Origin of the sequence: Streptomyces sp. NBC_01474 (assembly GCF_035918215.1) — a bacterium.
Classification (GTDB): domain Bacteria; phylum Actinomycetota; class Actinomycetes; order Streptomycetales; family Streptomycetaceae; genus Streptomyces; species Streptomyces aureus.
In genome coordinates this window covers 5,977,769-5,994,794 of sequence record NZ_CP109449.1, presented here as the reverse complement: position 1 = coordinate 5,994,794, position 17,026 = coordinate 5,977,769, and the positions used below count along the sequence as shown (strand labels likewise).

Below are 17,026 nucleotides of genomic sequence, written 5' to 3'. Positions count from 1 at the left end.
TCCTCGTACTCGTCATGCCGTTTCGTGCGATGAAGAACGGCGCTGGAAACGGCTCTGGATAGCACTGCAGCGGGCCGCCCGACCCGCCGGCACCAGGCTAATGGCCCAGGAGCCCGTGACAAGACGGCCCGAGGAACCCGGATTGTTCCTTCGCGCTGGGAACTACCCTGGTCGGGTGCGTGACAAAACCCAAGCGAATTCCGCCGGACCCGGCGACGGCCTCGTCAAGACCGGCGGCATCGTCTTCATCGTCGGAGCCGTGGCCACCCTGGCCACGATGGCTCCCCTGTTCCTCGGAACCGACCCGTTCCCGCCCATCGCCTACGCGGTGTGCATGCTGATGGGTGTCGGCTTCCTGATCTCCGCGGCCGGAGTGCTGCGCGGGATCGCCGCGCAGCGCCGTCAGGCCCGCTCGGCGACGTAGCGCTCCAGCCAGGCGGGGAACTCCGTCAGATCCGCGAGCACGACGTCCGCGCCGGCCTCGCGCAGCTCCGCCGCGTCGCACGGCCCCGTCGTGACCGCCACGGACAGCGCGTCGGCGGTGCGGGCGCCGCGCACGTCGCCGGTGTGGTCACCGACGTACACGGACGCGCCGTGCTCGCGCAGCGCCGTCGCCTTGCCCTCGGCCCACAGGTTGCCGATGACCTCGTCGGCGGCGATGTCCAGGTGTTCGAGGTGGAGCTTCGCGTTGGGCTCGTACTTCGCCGTGACGACGATCGCCCTGCCGCCCGCCGCGTGCACCGCGCCGACGGCCTCGTGCACGCCCGGCATCGCGTACGTCCCGGTGATGGCGTGTGCCGGGTAGAGCTCCCGGTACAGGTCGGCCATCTCCGGGATCCGCGCCTCGGGGAACCAGTACGCGAGCTCCTGCTCCAGCGGCGGGCCGAGCCGGGTCACGATGAGATCGGCGTCGAGCTGCGCGCCCGTACGGTCGGCGAGTTCCAGCCAGGTGTCCCTGATCCCCGGCCGTGAGTCGATCAGCGTCATGTCGAGGTCGAAGCCGACCGTCGGTCCCGCGGCTGATCCGTTCGCGCTCTCGTATGCACCCATGAGGGCCATTGTGCCTGGGCGTACGATTGCCGCTTAGCTAAGCCTTACCAACCTCGGATTGGTCCATGGGTCAGATCTCAGCCGCCCCCGCCGCGCGGCGACGCATCGTCTGGACGGCGGCCGCGCTCGTGGCCCTCGTTCTCGCGGTCCTGCTCAGCCTCGCCGTGGGCGCCCGCGCGATCGCCCCGTCCGCGGTCCTCGACGCGCTCGTGCACGGCGGCCACAGCGACGACGCCGAGGTCATCAGGGGCCTGCGGCTGCCGCGCACGCTCGTCGGCCTGATGGTCGGCGCCGCGCTCGCCCTCGCCGGGACCGTCCTCCAGGGCATCACCCGCAACCCCATCGCCGACCCCGGGATCCTCGGCATCAGCCAGGGCGCGTCGGTCGGCGTCGTCCTCGCGATCGCCTTCGCCGGCATCCACACGCTCACCGGCTACGTCTGGTTCGCGTTCGCGGGCGCGGCGCTCGCCTCCGTCGCCGTCTACGCCGTCGCCTCCAGCGGGCGCGGCGGCGCGACGCCGGTGAAACTCGCGCTCGGCGGTGCCGCGATCAACGCGCTCCTGGTCTCCGTCACCACGGCCGTCCTCACCACGAAGGCGTCCGCCATGGACGAGTTCAGGTTCTGGCAGGTGGGCTCGCTGTCCGGCCGGGACACCCACATCGTGGGCCAGATCTGGCCGTTCCTCGTCGTCGGCGTACTCCTCGTGCTGTCCGTCGCGCGGGGCCTCGACGCGCTCGCGCTCGGCGAGGACGTCGCCAAGGGACTCGGTCAGCGGGTCGCGACCGTACGGATCGTCGGCGGCCTCGGCGCGACCGTCCTGACCGGCGTCGGGGTGGCCGCCGCGGGACCGATCGCCTTCATCGGCCTGGCCGTTCCGCACATAGCCCGGGCCGTCGTGGGCAGCGACCACCGCTGGGTCCTGCCGATGGCGGCCCTCATCGGCCCCGTCATGCTTCTCGTCTCCGACACCGTGGGCCGCGTCGTCTTCCCGCCGAGCGAGGTGCCCGCGGGCGTGATGACCGCGCTGATCGGCGTCCCGTTCCTCGTCACCCTGGTCCGGCGCAAGGCGGTCCCCGCATGAGTACGACCACCGCGCCCCGGGTCCGCCCCGCCGGGTACTCCGTCGTCCGCGCGGGACGTGCCGCGTTCCTCCTGCACCGCAGGGCCGCCGTCGTCGCCGTGTCCCTCGTGGTCCTGCTCGCGGCCGCCAGCCTCGCCTATCTCTGCGTCGGTGAGTCCTTCGTCGCCCCCGCCGAGGTCCTCAGGGTCGTCACCGGCCGGCCGTCCCCGGACGAACTCGTCGTCGGCACGCTGCGCGCCCCCCGCATGGTCGTCGGGCTCCTCGTCGGCGCCGCGTTCGGCGTCGCGGGCGCGCTCATCCAGACCGTCGCCCGCAACCCGCTGGCGTCCCCCGACATCATCGGCATCAGCCAGGGCGCGAGCGCGCTGACCGTCGGCGCCATGACGTTCGGCGTCACGTCGTACGCGGTCCTGCCCTACCTCTCCGTACTCGGCGGCCTCCTCGCCGCGCTCCTCGTGTACGCCTTCGCGTGGCGCGGCGGACTGCACGCGACGCGCTTCGTCCTCATCGGCATCGGCTTCGCCATCGCGCTGCGGTCGGTGACGACGCTGTTCATGACGAAGGGCGACTACCTCGTCGCCCAGCAGGCACAGATCTGGATGACGGGCTCCCTCAACGGCCGCGGCTGGGCCGAGGCCGCTCCGCTCGGCTGGACCCTCCTCGTCCTCGTCCCGTTCGTCGCGTGGGCCGCCCGCGCCCAGCGCACCGTCTCCATGGACGACGACACGGCGACCGCGCTCGGCGTGCGCCTCGGCCGCGTACGCCTCGGCCTCGTGCTCCTGGGCGTCGTCCTCGCTTCCGTCGCGACCGGCGCCGCCGGACCCGTCGACTTCGTCGCGCTCCTGGCCCCGCAGATCGCCCGCCGGGTGACCCGCACCGCCCAGATCCCGCTCCTGTGCTCGGCGCTCCTGGGCGCGTTCATCGTCGTCGTGGCCGATCTGCTGGCCCGGCGCCTGTTCTCCCCCACCGAACTCCCGGTGGGTGTCCTCACGGCCGCCGTCGGGGCGCCGTACCTGATCTGGCTCATCATCCGCAGCCGTACGGGAGGAAACCGGTGACCCGGCTCAGCACCAGCGCGCTCACCCTCGCCTACGAGGACCGCACCGTCGTCCACGACCTCGACCTCGCCGTCCCCGACGGCCGCGTCACCGTCATCGTCGGACCCAACGCCTGCGGCAAGTCGACCACGCTGCGCGCTCTCGGCCGGCTGCTCAAGCCGAGGAGCGGCTCCGTGCTCCTCGACGGCGAAGCCCTCACCAGGCTGCCCACCAAGAAGATCGCCCAGCAGATCGGGCTGCTGCCGCAGACGCCCGTGGCGCCCGAGGCGATCACCGTCGCCGACCTCGTGGCCCGCGGCCGCCAGCCCCACCAGCACTGGTGGCAGCAGTGGTCCGACGCCGACGAGCGCGCCGTCACGGAGGCCATGGAACGCACCGACGTAGCGGCCCTCGCCGACCGCTCCGTCGACGAGCTCTCCGGCGGCCAGCGCCAGCGCGTGTGGATCGCCATGGCGCTGGCCCAGGAGACAGAGCTGCTGCTCCTGGACGAGCCGACGACGTATCTCGACATCGCCCACCAGGTCGAAGTCCTCGACCTCGTACGCCAGTTGAACCACGACAAGGACCGCACCGTCGTCCTCGTGCTGCACGACCTCAACCAGGCGGCGCGCTACGCCGACCATCTCGTCGCCATGAAGTCGGGCCGCATCGTCGCCGAGGGTCCGCCCGCCGAGGTCGTCACGGCGGATCTCGTACGGGAGGTGTTCGGCCTTGACTGCGTGGTCGTCCCCGACCCGGTGACCGGATCCCCGCTGATCGTCCCCGGCGCGCCCTGGCAGGCCGGTGCCCGGTCCGGCGCCGCGTCCGACTCCCTTTCCCGAAAGGCAGCCTCATGACCCGCAGCGCCCGCCCCGCCCTGACCGCCGGTGCCCTCGCCCTGACCGGCGCCCTGGCCCTGACCGCCTGCGGCTCGTCCGACGGGGACTCCGGCTCCGACGCGGCCGCGTCGGCGTCCGCGAAGACGCACACGGTCAGTACGGCGATGGGCGACGTGAAGGTGCCCGAACACCCCACCCGCGTCGTCGTCCTGGACACCGGCGAGCTCGACTCCGCCCTCACTCTCGGCGTGAAGCCGGTCGGCGCGACCCACGCGGCGACGGAGGAGGGCTTCCCGTCCTACCTGCCCGGAGACGAGGTGAAGGGCATCAAGGAGGTCGGCGAGATCGCCAACCCCGACATGGAGGCCGTCGCCGCCCTCGAGCCCGACCTCATCCTCACCAGCAAGGTCCGCGACGGCGCGCGCTACAAGCAGCTCAGCGCCATCGCCCCGACCGTGATGACGGAGTCCACCGGCACCGCCTGGAAGGAGAACTTCCAGGTCCACGCCGACGCGCTCGGCCGGACGGCCGAGGCGAAGAAGGTCGTCGCCGACTACGACGCGCACGTCGCGAAGGTGACCACCGCGATCGGCGGCAAGGAGAAGGCCGCCGCGACGGACATCAACTTCGTCCGCTTCGTCGAAGGCGCCGACATCCGCATCTACGGGAAGCAGAACTACATCGGCTCGATCCTCGGCGACCTCGGCGTGGGCCGCCCCGCCATCACCGACAAGGCCAAGGACGGGTTCTCGTACGACGTGAGCCCCGAGAAGATCGACCTCGCCGACGCGGACGTCGTCTTCACCTCGACCTACGGCGACCCGGGCAAGGCCAGGGCGACCGGGACGATGAAGAGCGGGCTGTGGAAGAACCTCAAGGCGTCCAAGGACGGCAAGGTCTTCAAGGTCGACGACAACCTGTGGATCGCGGGCATCGGTTACACCGCCGCGCACCAGATCCTCGACGAGTTCCAGAAGGACCTGACCGCGTAACAGGCCCTTGCGTCAGGGCCGTTGCCGCTGCGACCTCCACACCACGAAGAGCGCGGAGGCGACGGCCGCGCCCCGCACCACCCATGGCCACGTCGTGCCGATCGCGTCGCTCATCCGCCCGTCCGCGATCGGCTCGCCCCACCGCCCGGTGTTACGGCCCCACAGCCACACGAGCCCGGCCGTCACCGCAAGTCCCGGCAGCCACAGCACGGCCACCTTCGACTCGCCCTCGCTCAGCCGCCGCGACGCGTACGCGATGATCCAGCCGAGGCCCAGCGCGAACCAGTTGCCCATGACCGCGCCGGCGACCAGGAGTGCGGCGGCGAGCAGCAGGAGCGGGTTGGACCAGCCGGGCACGGACGGGAGGCGACGCCGTCCGGACGCCTTCCCCGTTCCCTTCTCCGTTCCCTTCCCCGTTCCCGTCTCCCGCTCGTCGTCCGGGAGTTCCTCCTCCGTCTCGGCCTCGGCCCTGCGTGCCCTGGGCGGTCGCGGGTCGTCCTTGCCCGGCGGCCTGAGTATCTCCGGGATCTCCACGCCGCCCACAAACCCCGGCACGCTGTCCGCAACTCCGAACGGGCTGCTGTCCACCCGCCACCAGTCCGGCTCCGAACCCGGCTCCCCCAGCTCGTCCGTCCCCGCCAGATGCGGCGGCGACGGCGCGTCCCGCGACGTCTCGTCCTCCTGCGGCTCCGCGCGCGGGCCCGGCACGATCCGCCGCAGGCCCTTCGGGCGCGGCTCCTTGGGCCGCTGCTCCTTCGACCGCTGCACGGGCACCGCCGCCCGCGGCGCCTCCGGCTGCGCCGAACCGCGGCCCGTGCCCGCGCCCGTGACCACCTCGTCCGGCGAGCCGAGGCCTTCCAGGATCCGGCGCACCGCCGCCGGACTGTCCACCGTCGTCTTCGCGCGCCGCGCCTCGATCTCGTTGCGCAGCTCCGACACCAGGCGCATCCGGGTGCCGGAGGGCAGTTGACGCTGCTGGGCCAGGTCGCCGACCCGGCTCAGATAGTCGAAGACGAGCTGATCGCTCTCGATCCCCACGAAGTCCCCTCCGGGGTGGTGGCGTTGACGGTTCGTTCACCCGTTTTACGACGTTACCGTGCCCGGCCCGGCACCGGGGGCCTCTTCCGGGCCCAGCGGGGCCGCCGCCCGCCGGGCCGGTCAGGCGCTACCGTGGCCCGGATGAGCACTCACGAGCCGGCCCGCGCCGCCGAGGACGGGAGCGGGGCGGGGAGTACGGCCCCCCGGTCCCTCGCCGAGGCGTTGCGCGCCCGCGACGACGCCTCCCTCGGCGCACTCCTGCGCGCCCGCCCCGATCTGCTCAGTCCCGTCCCGAGCGACCTCACCCAGCTGGCCACCCGCGCGGGCACCCGCGCCTCCGTGATCCGCGCGCTCGAGCACCTGGACCGCTTCACGCTCCAGACCGCGGAAGCGCTGGCCGTCGCCCCGGAACCCACCACGTACGGCACGCTCCTGGCCCTGCTCGCCGGCGACGAAGGCGACGACGCGGGCGTGGACGCCCGCACCGTTTCCGCGGCCCTGCCGCACGCCGTCGCCTCCCTGCGCGAACAGGCCCTGCTATGGGGGCCCGACGACCGGCTCCGCCTCGTGCGCACCGCCCGTGAGCTGCTCGCCCCCGCGCCCCAGCGGCCCTCCCCCACGGGCCTCGGCCCGACGGTCGCCGAGGCCACCGCGGGCATGTCCCCCGGCCGTATCCAGGAGATCGTGACGGCCGCGGGCCTTCCCTCCACGCACGACCCGGTCTCCGCCGTCGCCTCGCTGACCGCGCTCTTCACCGAGCGGCCCCGCATGTCGGCCCTCCTCGACGAAGCGCCGGCGGACGCCGTAGAGGTCCTCTCCCGGCTCGTCTGGGGCCCGCCCTACGGCCAGGTCACCGCCGAACCCGCCGCCCATCTGCGCTGGCTCCTCGACCGCGGCCTCCTGCTGCCCACGGCTCCCGGAACCGTCGTCCTGCCCCGCGAGGCCGCCCTCCATCTGCGCGGCGGACGCGCCCACCGCGCCCTGGAACCCGTACCTCCCGCCGTCGATTCGGCCGCCACCCACCGGGCCACCGTCGTGAACGCGACCGCCGCCGGGCAGGCCTACACCGCGCTCGCCACCGTCGAGGAGCTCCTCAAGGACTGGGACGAGGGCGGGCCCGCCGTCCTCCGGGCCGGCGGGCTCAGCGTGCGGGACCTCAAGCGCACCGCCGCCGCACTCGACACCACCGAGCCCCTCGCCGCGTTCTGGGTCGAACTCGCCTACGCCGCCGGGCTCATCGCCTCCGACGGCGAGGCCGACGAGCAGTACGCCGCGACGCCCGCCTACGACAACTGGCTGGAGCAGCCCGCCGCCGAGCGCTGGGTCCGGCTCGTCGCCGCCTGGTTCCCCGCCACCCGCACGTCCGGCCTGGTCGGCGGGCGCGACGGTGCCGTCTCCGCCGCCGGGCGCACCCTCTCCGTGCTCGGGCCGCACCTCGACCGCTCCGCCGCTCCCGAGGTCCGCCGCCGCGTGCTCGCGCTCCTGTCCGAGCTCCCCGAGGGCGCCTCCCCGGACCCCGAGACCCTGCTCGCCCGGCTCCGCTGGGAGCGGCCCCTGCGCGGTGCCGCCTCCTCCGACGACGCCGGTGACCCCGACGACCTGCGCGCCCGCATCGCCCGGTGGACCCTCACGGAGGCGGAGCTGCTCGGCGTCACCGGGCGGGGTGCCCTGTCCGAGCACGGGCGGACGCTTCTTGACGGCGGGGGCGCAGCCGCCACTTCGGCGGAGGCGGCCGCTGTCGCCCTGCTCGCGCCGCTGCTGCCCGAGCCGCTGGACCATGTCCTCCTTCAGGCCGACCTGACCGCCGTCGCCCCCGGGCCCCTGGAACGGCCGCTCGCCGAGGCGCTCTCCGTCCTCGCCGACGTCGAGTCCAAGGGCGGGGCGACCGTCTACCGGTTCACGCCGGGGTCCGTACGGCGCGCCCTCGACTCCGGGCGCACCGCCTCCGACCTGCACGACTTCCTGAACACGCACTCCCGTACGCCCGTGCCGCAGCCCCTCGCGTACCTCATCGACGACGTGGCCCGTAAGCACGGGCATCTGCGCATCGGCGCCGCCTCCGCGTACGTGCGCTGCGACGACGACGTGCTCCTGGGCGAGATCCTCGCCGACAAGCGCTCGGCCGGCCTGCGTCTGCGGCGGCTCGCGCCGACCGTCCTGGCCGCGCAGGCCGATCCCGCGGCGCTCCTGGAGGGCCTGCGTCAGATGGGGTTCGCGCCCGCCGCGGAGAGTCCCGAGGGCGATGTCCTGATCACCCGCGCCCACGCCCGCCGCACCGGGCCGCGCAGCGCCCCCGAGCCCGTCCCGGAGGGGCCGCCGGTTCCGGACGGCACGCTCCTGACCGCCGCCGTGCGCGCGATCCGCGCGGGTGACCTCGCCTCCACGACCCCGCGCAAGCACGCGCCGGGCGAGCAGAGCGGGGCGCTTCCCCGCACCAGCGCGGCGGAGACGCTGGCCACGATGCAGGCGGCCGTCCTGACCGGCGAGGCCGTGTGGATCGGCTATGTGAACGCGGAGGGCTCCGCCAGCCAGCGCGTCATCGCCCCGATCCGGGTGGAGGGCGGGTTCGTCACCGCCTACGACCACACCGCGGACGAGGTCCGGACGTATCCGCTGCACCGGGTGACCGGGGTGGCCGAGCTGGAGGCCGAGGCCTGACGCCGGGCCCGTGCCCCCGCGTCCCGTCGGCGACCGACCGTACGCGGTTCGTACGCGCCATGCGGCACACTGGACGTTTGGCCCCGCGCCTCGCGGAGCGCGGTGGAAGGGATACACGTGAACGGACCGCTCATCGTCCAGAGTGACAAGACGCTGCTCCTGGAGGTCGACCACGACCAGGCCGACGCCTGCCGTCGCGCCATCGCGCCCTTCGCCGAGCTGGAGCGCGCCCCGGAGCACATCCACACCTACCGGCTGACGCCGCTGGGCCTGTGGAACGCGCGGGCCGCCGGCCACGACGCCGAGCAGGTCGTGGACGCCCTCGTCGAGTACAGCCGCTACCCCGTCCCGCACGCGCTCCTGGTCGACATCGCCGAGACCATGGACCGGTACGGGCGTCTCACGCTGTCCAAGCACCCGGCGCACGGTCTCGTCCTGACGACCACGGACCGGCCTGTGCTTGAGGAGATCCTCCGTTCCAAGCGCGTGGCCCCGCTGGTCGGCGCCCGCATCGACGCCGACAGCGTCGCCGTGCACCCCTCGGAGCGCGGGCAGATCAAGCAGACGCTCCTCAAGCTGGGCTGGCCGGCCGAGGACCTCGCCGGTTACGTGGACGGCGAGGCGCACCAGATCGATCTCGCGGAGGACGGCTGGGCGCTGCGCCCGTACCAGAAGCAGGCCGTCGAGGGCTTCTGGCACGGCGGGTCCGGCGTGGTCGTGCTGCCCTGCGGCGCCGGCAAGACGCTCGTGGGCGCCGGCGCGATGGCCGAGGCCAAGGCGACGACGCTCATCCTCGTCACCAACACCGTCTCCGCCCGGCAGTGGAAGCACGAGCTGGTCAAGCGGACGAGCCTGACCGAGGACGAGATCGGCGAGTACAGCGGGACGAAGAAGGAGATCCGGCCCGTCACCATCGCCACGTATCAGGTCCTGACCACGAAGCGGAAGGGCATCTATCCGCATCTGGAGCTCTTCGACTCCCGCGACTGGGGGCTCGTGATCTATGACGAGGTGCATCTGCTGCCCGCGCCCGTCTTCAAGTTCACCGCCGATCTCCAGGCCCGGCGGCGCCTCGGCCTCACCGCGACGCTGGTGCGTGAGGACGGGCGCGAGTCGGACGTCTTCTCGCTGATCGGGCCCAAGCGCTTCGACGCTCCGTGGAAGGAGATCGAGGCCCAGGGCTACATCGCCCCCGCCGACTGTGTCGAGGTGCGCGTCAATCTCACCGACAGCGAGCGGCTCGCCTACGCGACCGCGGAGGCCGAGGAGAAGTACCGCTTCTGCGCCACGACGGCGACCAAGCGGAAGGTGACGGAGGCCCTCGTGCGTAAGCACCAGGGCGAGCAGACCCTCGTCATCGGGCAGTACATCGACCAGCTCGACGAGCTCGGCGAGCATCTGGACGCCCCCGTCATCAAGGGCGAGACCAGCAACGCCCAGCGCGAGAAGCTCTTCGACGCGTTCCGCAACGGCGAGATCTCCGTCCTCGTCGTGTCCAAGGTCGCCAACTTCTCCATCGACCTGCCCGAGGCCACGGTCGCGATCCAGGTGTCCGGCACCTTCGGGTCCCGGCAGGAGGAGGCCCAGCGCCTCGGCCGCGTCCTGCGCCCGAAGGCCGACGGGCACGAGGCCCGCTTCTACTCCGTCGTCGCCCGCGACACCATCGACCAGGACTTCGCGGCCCACCGCCAGCGCTTCCTCGCCGAGCAGGGCTACGCGTACCGCATCATCGACGCCGACGAACTCCTCGCGGGCGGGCAGGGCAGCTGACCGGTCAAGGGTGAGGGCCCGTCCACCGTGTGGGGACGGGCCCTGCTTGCTTGCTTGCTTGCTCCTACGCCTGCGGCCTGAAGTTCCTCAGCCGCAGGCTGTTGCCCACGACGAACACCGATGAGAACGCCATCGCCGCGCCCGCGATCATCGGGTTCAGCAGGCCCGCCGCGGCCAGCGGCAGCGCGCCGACGTTGTAGGCGAACGCCCAGAACAGGTTGGTGCGGATCGTCCCCAGCGTCCGCCGGGACAGGCGGATCGCGTCGGCCGCCGCCCTCAGGTCGCCGCGGACCAGCGTCAGGTCGCCGGCCTCGATCGCCGCGTCCGTGCCCGTGCCCATCGCGAGCCCCAGGTCGGCCTGTGCCAGGGCCGCCGCGTCGTTGACGCCGTCGCCGACCATGGCCACGGAACGCCCTTCGCCTTGCAGCCTCTTGACGACGTCGACCTTGTCCTGCGGCATGACCTCCGCGATCACCTCGTCGATGCCCACCTCGGCGGCCACCGAGCGTGCCACGGCTTCGTTGTCACCGGTGAGGAGGATGGGCGTCAGGCCCAGGCCCCGCAGTCGCCGTACCGCCTCCGCGCTGGTCTCCTTCACCGCGTCCGCGACTTCGAGGACGGCCCTGGCCTCCCCGTCCCAGGCCACCGCGACGGCCGTACGCCCCGCCGCCTCTGCCTCCGCCTTGGCCCTCTCCAGCTCCACCGGCAGCCGGATCTCCCACTCGCCCAACAGCTTTACGCGGCCGACGAGTACGGCGTGGCCGTCCACGACGCCCTGCACGCCGAGCCCGGGAAGGTTGGCGAAGTCCTCGACGACGCCGAGCTTGCCCACCTTCTCGCGGGCCCCGTCGGCGATCGCCCGCGCGATCGGGTGCTCCGAGGAGTGCTCCAACGCCCCCGCGACACGCAGGACTTCACCCGCGTCCGTGCCGTGCGCCACATGCGTGGCGAGCAGTGTCATCCGGCCGGTCGTGACCGTTCCGGTCTTGTCCAGGACGATCGTGTCGACCGCGCGCGTGGTCTCCAGGACCTCCGGGCCCTTGATGAGGATGCCGAGCTGCGCGCCGCGCCCCGTGCCGACCATCAGCGCCGTCGGTGTGGCGAGGCCCAGGGCGCAGGGGCAGGCGATGATGAGGACGGCGACGGCCGCGGTGAAGGCGGCGGTGATCCCGGCGCCGTTGCCGAGCCAGAACCCGAGCGTGGCCAGCGCGAGCCCGATGACGACCGGCACGAACACGGCGGAGATCCTGTCGGCGAGGCGCTGCGCCGCCGCCTTGCCGTTCTGCGCGTCCTCCACGAGGCGTGCCATACGGGCGAGTTGGGTGTCGGCGCCGACGCGGGTGGCCTCGACGACGAGGCGTCCGCCGACGTTCAGCGTCGCGCCGGTGACGGCGTCCCCGACGGCGACCTCCACGGGCACGGACTCGCCGGTCAGCATCGAGGCGTCCACGGCGGAGGCGCCCTCGACCACGGCCCCGTCGGTGGCGATCTTCTCGCCGGGCCGTACGAGGAACCGGTCGCCGACCTTCAACTCGCTGACGGGGACGGTCTCCTCACGTCCGCCCTCGCGCACCAGCGTGACGCTCTTGGCGCCGAGTTCGAGCAGCGCCTTGAGTGCCGCGCCGGCCTTCCGCTTGGACCTGGCCTCGAAGTAGCGCCCGGCGAGGATGAAGGCGGTGACGCCTGCGGCGGCCTCCAGGTAGATGTTCCCGGCGCCGTCGCTGCGGGCGATGGTCAGCTCGAAGGCGTGCGTCATCCCGGGCGTGCCGGCGGTTCCGAAGAAGAGCGCCCACACCGACCAGAGGAACGCGGCCGACGTGCCGACGGAGATGAGGGTGTCCATGGTCGCGGCGCCGTGCCGTGCGTTGGTGAAGGCGGCCTTGTGGAAGGGCCAGGCCGCGTACGTCACGACGGGCGCCGTCAGCGTGAGGGACAGCCACTGCCAGTACTCGAACTGGAGGGCGGGGATCATCGCCATCGCCACGACGGGCACGGCGAGTGCGACGGCGGTGACCAGTCGCTGCCGGAGCGGCGCGAGCGGGTCGGCCGACGCGTCCGGCTCCGCTTCCTCCGCCTTTTCCCCGACGGTCCGGGGCGGCTCCTGGGCCGTGTACCCGGTGGCCTCGACCGTGGCGATCAGGTCGGCCACCGCCACCCCGTCGGTGAAGGTGACCTTCGCCTTCTCCGTCGCGTAGTTGACGGTCGCCTCCACGCCGTCCATCCGGTTCAGCTTCTTCTCGATCCGGGCGGCGCACGAGGCACAGGTCATGCCGCCGATGGCGAGTTCCACCTCTGCCGCCTGGGCGGCGGAGGGCGCGGTGGCGGCTGGATGCGCCGACATGAGGCCTCCTCGGTTGCGGTCTGCTCCGGTACCCGGGGCGGGTATCGCTCACGAGATCCAATCTATACCCATGGGGGGTATCCGACGCAAGTGTTCCCGCCGCTTGACTTAATACCCCCTGGGGGTATGGTCGGGCTATCAGCCACCGGACACCGACACCGTCCGCACACCAGGAGCCGTCATGCAGACCGGACTGAAGATCACCGCCTTCGCGGCCGCCGTCGCCGCGACCTTCGGCACCGCGTACGGGGTGGGCAAGAGCGTGGACCCCGTCACCGCGGGCGAACAGAAGGCGGCAGGGCACGCGGAGGAAGGACACGCGAAGGAAAAGGAAGCGGAGGAAGCACGGGACGGGCACGCCGGCCACGGCGCATCGGCCGCCGGGGCCGTTGCCGTCCCGGGCGGGCTGCAGATCTCCGAGCGCGGCTACACGCTCGACCTGCGGACCCGGCACCTCGCGGCCGCCGGCGAGCGCACCGAGCTGAGTTTCGCGATCACCAAGGACGACACGGGCCGCAGGGTCACCGCGTACCGCACGGAGCACGGCAAGCAGCTGCACCTGATCGTGGCCTCGCGGGACCTCACGGTCTACCGCCATCTGCACCCGGCCCGAGCGGCCGACGGCACCTGGAAGACACCGGTCGAGCTGCCGAAGGCGGGCGGTTACCGCGTCTTCGCCGACTTCACCCCGCAGGCGGAGAAGGAGGGCCTCACCCTCGGGGCGGACCTGGCGGTCGCCGGAAAATACGCGCCCCGGGACCTTCCGGCGGCCTCCCGGACCGCCGGCGCCGGCGACGGCTACGAGGTGCGGCTGAGCGGCGGCCTCGGCGCGGGATCGGCGAGCGAGCTGACCCTGAGCGTCGCGAAGAACGGGAAGCCGGTCACCGACCTCCAGCCCTACCTCGGCTCGTACGGGCACCTGGTCGCCCTGCGCTCCGGCGACCTCGCGTACCTCCACGTGCACCCGAACAAGGGCGGGCCGGGGCCGGAGGTGTCGTTCACGGCGACGGCGCCCAGCACCGGGACGTACCGCCTCTTCCTGGACTTCAGGCACAACGGCACCGTGCGGACGGCGGAATTCACGGTGCACGCCGGGAAGAGCGCGGGTGATCATCCGAAGGAGCACGGCCACTGATCACCTGTCGGCGCGGGCCGTCTGCGCGTAGGCTGACCTATTGGACTAGACCTCTAGGCCCTGTTGTGACGACAGGCCGGAGGCCCGGCCGCCACCGCATCCGCACCCGCCTCCGTAACCGACAAAGGGGTCCCATGAGCAAGCGTGCAGTCCTGGAGGTGATCGCGCTCGGCGCCGAGGACGCCGTCGCGGCCCAGGCAGGAGGGGCCGACCGGCTTGAGCTGGTCACCGACATGGCGGCGGACGGGCTCACCCCGTCGCACGAGACGTTCGGCCGGATCCGCGCGGCCGTCGGCATCTCGCTGCGGGTCATGATCCGGCTCGCGGACGGTTTCGCGGCGGGCGACCTGGACGCGCTGGCCGAGACCGCGCGTGGGCTGCGCGCGGAAGGGGCCGACGAGTTCGTGCTCGGCTTCCTCGACCCGGCGGGCGGCCCCGACCTCGCGGCGGTCGAACGGATCACGGCGGAGCTGGACGGCTGCCGCTGGACCTTCCACCGCGCGATCGACCGGGCCGCCGACCGCGACGCCCTGCGCAAGCAGCTCGCGCACGCGCCGGGCCTCGACACGTATCTGACGGCCGGTTCACCGGACGGCGTGGACGCCGGGCTCGACGTCCTGGCGGCGGAGGCGGCCCGCTCGGGCGAACCGGGTTACGAACAGCGGATCCTGGTCGGCGGCGGCCTCCGCCTCGACCACCTGCCGCGCCTGAAGGCGGCGGGCATCGACGCCTTCCACATCGGCGGCGCGGCCCGCCCCCAGGGCTGGACGGCCCCGGTGTCGACGGACGCGGTCCGCACGTGGCGGGAAGCGGTCGACGCGGGGCTGTAGGGCCCCCGGCCCCCTACAGCGCTCCCCCGAGCTGCTCCGGCAGCTCCGCGGCGTGGACCACCACCAACCCGGAGACGGCTCGGGTCAGCGCCACGTACAGGCGACGCAGTCCGGTCCGCTCGTCGGGTTCGCCGTCGACCACGGCGGCGGGCTCGTCGAGGACCACGTAGTCGTATTCGAGGCCCTTCGCGAGTGAGGCCGGCACGAGGGTGAGGCGGGTCTGCGCGGTGGTCTCCTCGCCGGGGCCCAGGTAGGTGAGCCCGCCGTCGGCGAGGGCCGCGGCCAGGGCCGGGATGCGGGCGTCGGCCGCGATGAGGCCCACGGACCCCTCCCGCTCCAGCGCCTCGGCGCAGGCGGCGACCACGTCGTCGGCCCCGTTCGCCGCCTCCCGGACCTCGAAGGCGCCGGGGTTCTCACGGACGGACGAGACGGGCGCGAGACCGGGCGCGATGTGGGGCAGCAGCCGGGACGCGTACGCGATGACGTCGCGCGGCACGCGGAATCCGACGGTCAGCTCCTCGACCACGGCCTCCTCCTTGCCCAGATGCCGCAGCGCCTCGGCCCAGCTGCGCGTGGCCCAGGGCGTCGTGCCCTGCGCGAGGTCGCCGAGGACGGTGGCGGACCCGGTGGTGCAGCGCCGCCCGACGGCCCGGTACTGCATGGGCGAGAGGTCCTGTGCCTCGTCGAGCACCACATGCCCGAGGGAGTGCGTACGGGCGACGAGATCGGTGACCTCGTCGATCAGCACCGCGTCGGCGGAGGACCACTTGGCGGCCCGCACGCTGCGCGCCGGCCGCTCCCACAGCACGCACTTCTGCTCGTCCTCGCTGAACACACCCTCCGCGTGCTCGGCGAGGAACTCGGCGTCGGACAGCAGCCGCAGCACGAGCTTCGCGGGATCGACGGCGGGCCACAGGACCTTCACGGCGGCCTTGACGGCCGCGTTCCTGGCCACGGAGTCCTGCACACGGTCGTCGGGGGCTTCGCCCGACCGCTCCATCTGCACGAGAACGGCGTGGGCGATGCGCTGCGGAAGGGCGTCGCGGGCGGCGCCGTACCGCATGTCCCGGGCCATCAACTCCCGCACGATCTCCTCGAGTTCATACGCGGGCACGCGCCAGCGCCGGGACCCGCGCACGACCACGACGGGCTCCACGGGCAGCGTGATGTGCGAGCGCACGGCCCGCCGCAGCACCTCGGCCATCCGCGCGTCGCCCTTGACCACTGCGGCGTCCGCGCCGTCGGCGCCCCGCACCTCCACATGGGCGACGAGGTCGTCGACGGTTGCCTGCTTGACCTCCAACTCACCCAGGGCAGGGAGCACTTGCTCGATGTAGTGGAGGAAGGACCGGTTCGGCCCGATGACGAGGGTCCCGGTACGGGCCAGCCGCTCGCGGTGGGCGTAGAGCAGGTAGGCGACACGGTGGAGGCCGACAGCGGTCTTCCCGGTCCCGGGCCCTCCCTGGACACACACGGACCCCGAGAGCCCGCTGCGCACGATCTCGTCCTGCTCGGGCTGAATGGTGGCGACGATGTCGCGCATGGGTCCGACGCGGGGGCGCTCGATCTCGGCCTGGAGCAGCGCGCTCACGACCTCGGCCTCGGCGGGGTCGGACAGCCGCTCGTCCTCGTACGCGGTGAGATCCCCGCCCGTGTAACCGAACCGCCGCCGCAGCCCGACGTCCATCGGGTCCTTCTTCGAGGCGCGGTAGAAGGGCTGTGAGACGGGGGCGCGCCAGTCGATGACCATCGGATCGCCCACCGCGTCGTGAACATGCCGCCGCCCGATGTAGAACCGCTCCCCCTCGGCTCCCTCGGCCTGGTCCGCGCCGGGGGCGTGCAGGTAGTCGAGCCGCCCGAAGAACAAGGGGGTGTGCGACAGATCGGCCAGGGCCTTGATCCGGTCGTCGATCTGGCGCTGCAGAACAGCGGCGTTCACCCAGTTCGCGGTGACGTCGGCGATGTCGAGGGATTCCACGTCCTCGCGCATGGCGCGCAGGGCGGCACGGGACGACGTGAGGTGGGCGCGCTCGCGGGAGAGCGGGTCGTCGAGGGACACGGGCTATGCCTCCGGGCTCCGGGGGTTCGGTTACACACGGCAGCCGGCCGGTTTCCGTCCGGGCGGCGGCGCTCCACGGAGGGAGGCGGGCAAGGCGGACCACCTTACTCCCGCCCCGGCACACGACCAACACATTTATTTCCCCGGGGAGCCATGGAGGGCCGGGCCCTAGGGGGCGGATCACCCCCAGGACGC

The 17,026-nt window shown here is 72.8% G+C and carries 13 protein-coding genes; 9 read left to right on the top strand and 4 right to left on the bottom strand.

Annotated elements, in window-relative coordinates:
• Positions 1–142 precede the first annotated feature (142 nt).
• On the top strand, positions 143–424 hold the full coding sequence (locus OG758_RS27585; RefSeq protein ID WP_442810350.1) for a hypothetical protein: 282 nt from the start codon (positions 143–145) through the stop codon (positions 422–424).
• Here the strand turns inward: OG758_RS27585 and OG758_RS27580 are convergent.
• Positions 403–1,050, bottom strand: coding sequence for an HAD family hydrolase (locus tag OG758_RS27580; RefSeq protein WP_326712409.1), 648 nt, complete (start codon positions 1,048–1,050; stop codon positions 403–405). The two genes, OG758_RS27585 and OG758_RS27580, sit on opposite strands and share 22 nt — an antisense overlap.
• A gap of 65 nt (positions 1,051–1,115) precedes the next feature.
• On the opposite strand from OG758_RS27580, the gene OG758_RS27575 reads away from it, so the two are divergent.
• Genes OG758_RS27575 through OG758_RS27560 form a run of 4 tightly spaced genes read left to right on the top strand, consistent with a single transcriptional unit; the run spans position 1,116 to position 5,000 of the window.
• Positions 1,116–2,132, top strand: coding sequence for a FecCD family ABC transporter permease (locus OG758_RS27575; RefSeq protein WP_326712408.1), 1,017 nt, complete (start codon positions 1,116–1,118; stop codon positions 2,130–2,132).
• Complete coding sequence (locus OG758_RS27570; RefSeq protein ID WP_326712407.1) at positions 2,129–3,190, top strand: FecCD family ABC transporter permease; 1,062 nt, start codon at positions 2,129–2,131, stop codon at positions 3,188–3,190. The genes OG758_RS27575 and OG758_RS27570 overlap by 4 nt, the downstream gene beginning before the upstream one ends.
• Complete coding sequence (locus OG758_RS27565) at positions 3,187–4,026, top strand: ABC transporter ATP-binding protein (protein WP_326712406.1); 840 nt, start codon at positions 3,187–3,189, stop codon at positions 4,024–4,026. The genes OG758_RS27570 and OG758_RS27565 overlap by 4 nt, the downstream gene beginning before the upstream one ends.
• Positions 4,023–5,000, top strand: a complete 978-nt coding sequence (locus OG758_RS27560) for an ABC transporter substrate-binding protein (protein WP_326712405.1) — start codon at positions 4,023–4,025, stop codon at positions 4,998–5,000. Before OG758_RS27565 ends, OG758_RS27560 begins: the two co-directional genes overlap by 4 nt.
• A 12-nt stretch (positions 5,001–5,012) precedes the next feature.
• Here the strand turns inward: OG758_RS27560 and OG758_RS27555 are convergent, their stop codons facing one another.
• Positions 5,013–6,038 (bottom strand): hypothetical protein, encoded by a 1,026-nt coding sequence (locus OG758_RS27555; RefSeq protein WP_326712404.1) that lies wholly within the window; start codon positions 6,036–6,038, stop codon positions 5,013–5,015.
• 141 nt (positions 6,039–6,179) lie between these two features.
• Between OG758_RS27555 and OG758_RS27550 the strand changes: the two genes are divergently transcribed.
• The gene (locus OG758_RS27550) at positions 6,180–8,696 is read left to right on the top strand and encodes a helicase C-terminal domain-containing protein (protein WP_326712403.1); all 2,517 of its coding nucleotides are present in this window, start codon (positions 6,180–6,182) and stop codon (positions 8,694–8,696) included.
• Positions 8,697–8,813: 117 nt separating this feature from the next.
• Positions 8,814–10,466, top strand: a complete 1,653-nt coding sequence (locus OG758_RS27545) for a DNA repair helicase XPB (protein ID WP_326712402.1) — start codon at positions 8,814–8,816, stop codon at positions 10,464–10,466.
• A gap of 64 nt (positions 10,467–10,530) precedes the next feature.
• Here the strand turns inward: OG758_RS27545 and OG758_RS27540 are convergent, their stop codons facing one another.
• Positions 10,531–12,807 (bottom strand): heavy metal translocating P-type ATPase, encoded by a 2,277-nt coding sequence (locus tag OG758_RS27540; protein ID WP_326712401.1) that lies wholly within the window; start codon positions 12,805–12,807, stop codon positions 10,531–10,533.
• Positions 12,808–12,988: 181 nt separating this feature from the next.
• On the opposite strand from OG758_RS27540, the gene OG758_RS27535 reads away from it, so the two are divergent.
• Together OG758_RS27535 and OG758_RS27530 are read left to right on the top strand one after the other, a co-directional pair.
• A complete protein-coding gene (locus OG758_RS27535; RefSeq protein WP_326712400.1) occupies positions 12,989–13,942 on the top strand; it encodes a hypothetical protein in 954 nt (317 codons plus the stop codon).
• 134 nt (positions 13,943–14,076) lie between these two features.
• Entirely contained in the window at positions 14,077–14,772 is a 696-nt protein-coding gene (locus OG758_RS27530; RefSeq protein ID WP_266562930.1) for a copper homeostasis protein CutC, read from the top strand.
• Between the two features lie 13 nt (positions 14,773–14,785).
• Here the strand turns inward: OG758_RS27530 and OG758_RS27525 are convergent, their stop codons facing one another.
• Entirely contained in the window at positions 14,786–16,831 is a 2,046-nt protein-coding gene (locus tag OG758_RS27525) for a HelD family protein (protein WP_326712399.1), read from the bottom strand.
• Positions 16,832–17,026: the final 195 nt, after the last annotated feature.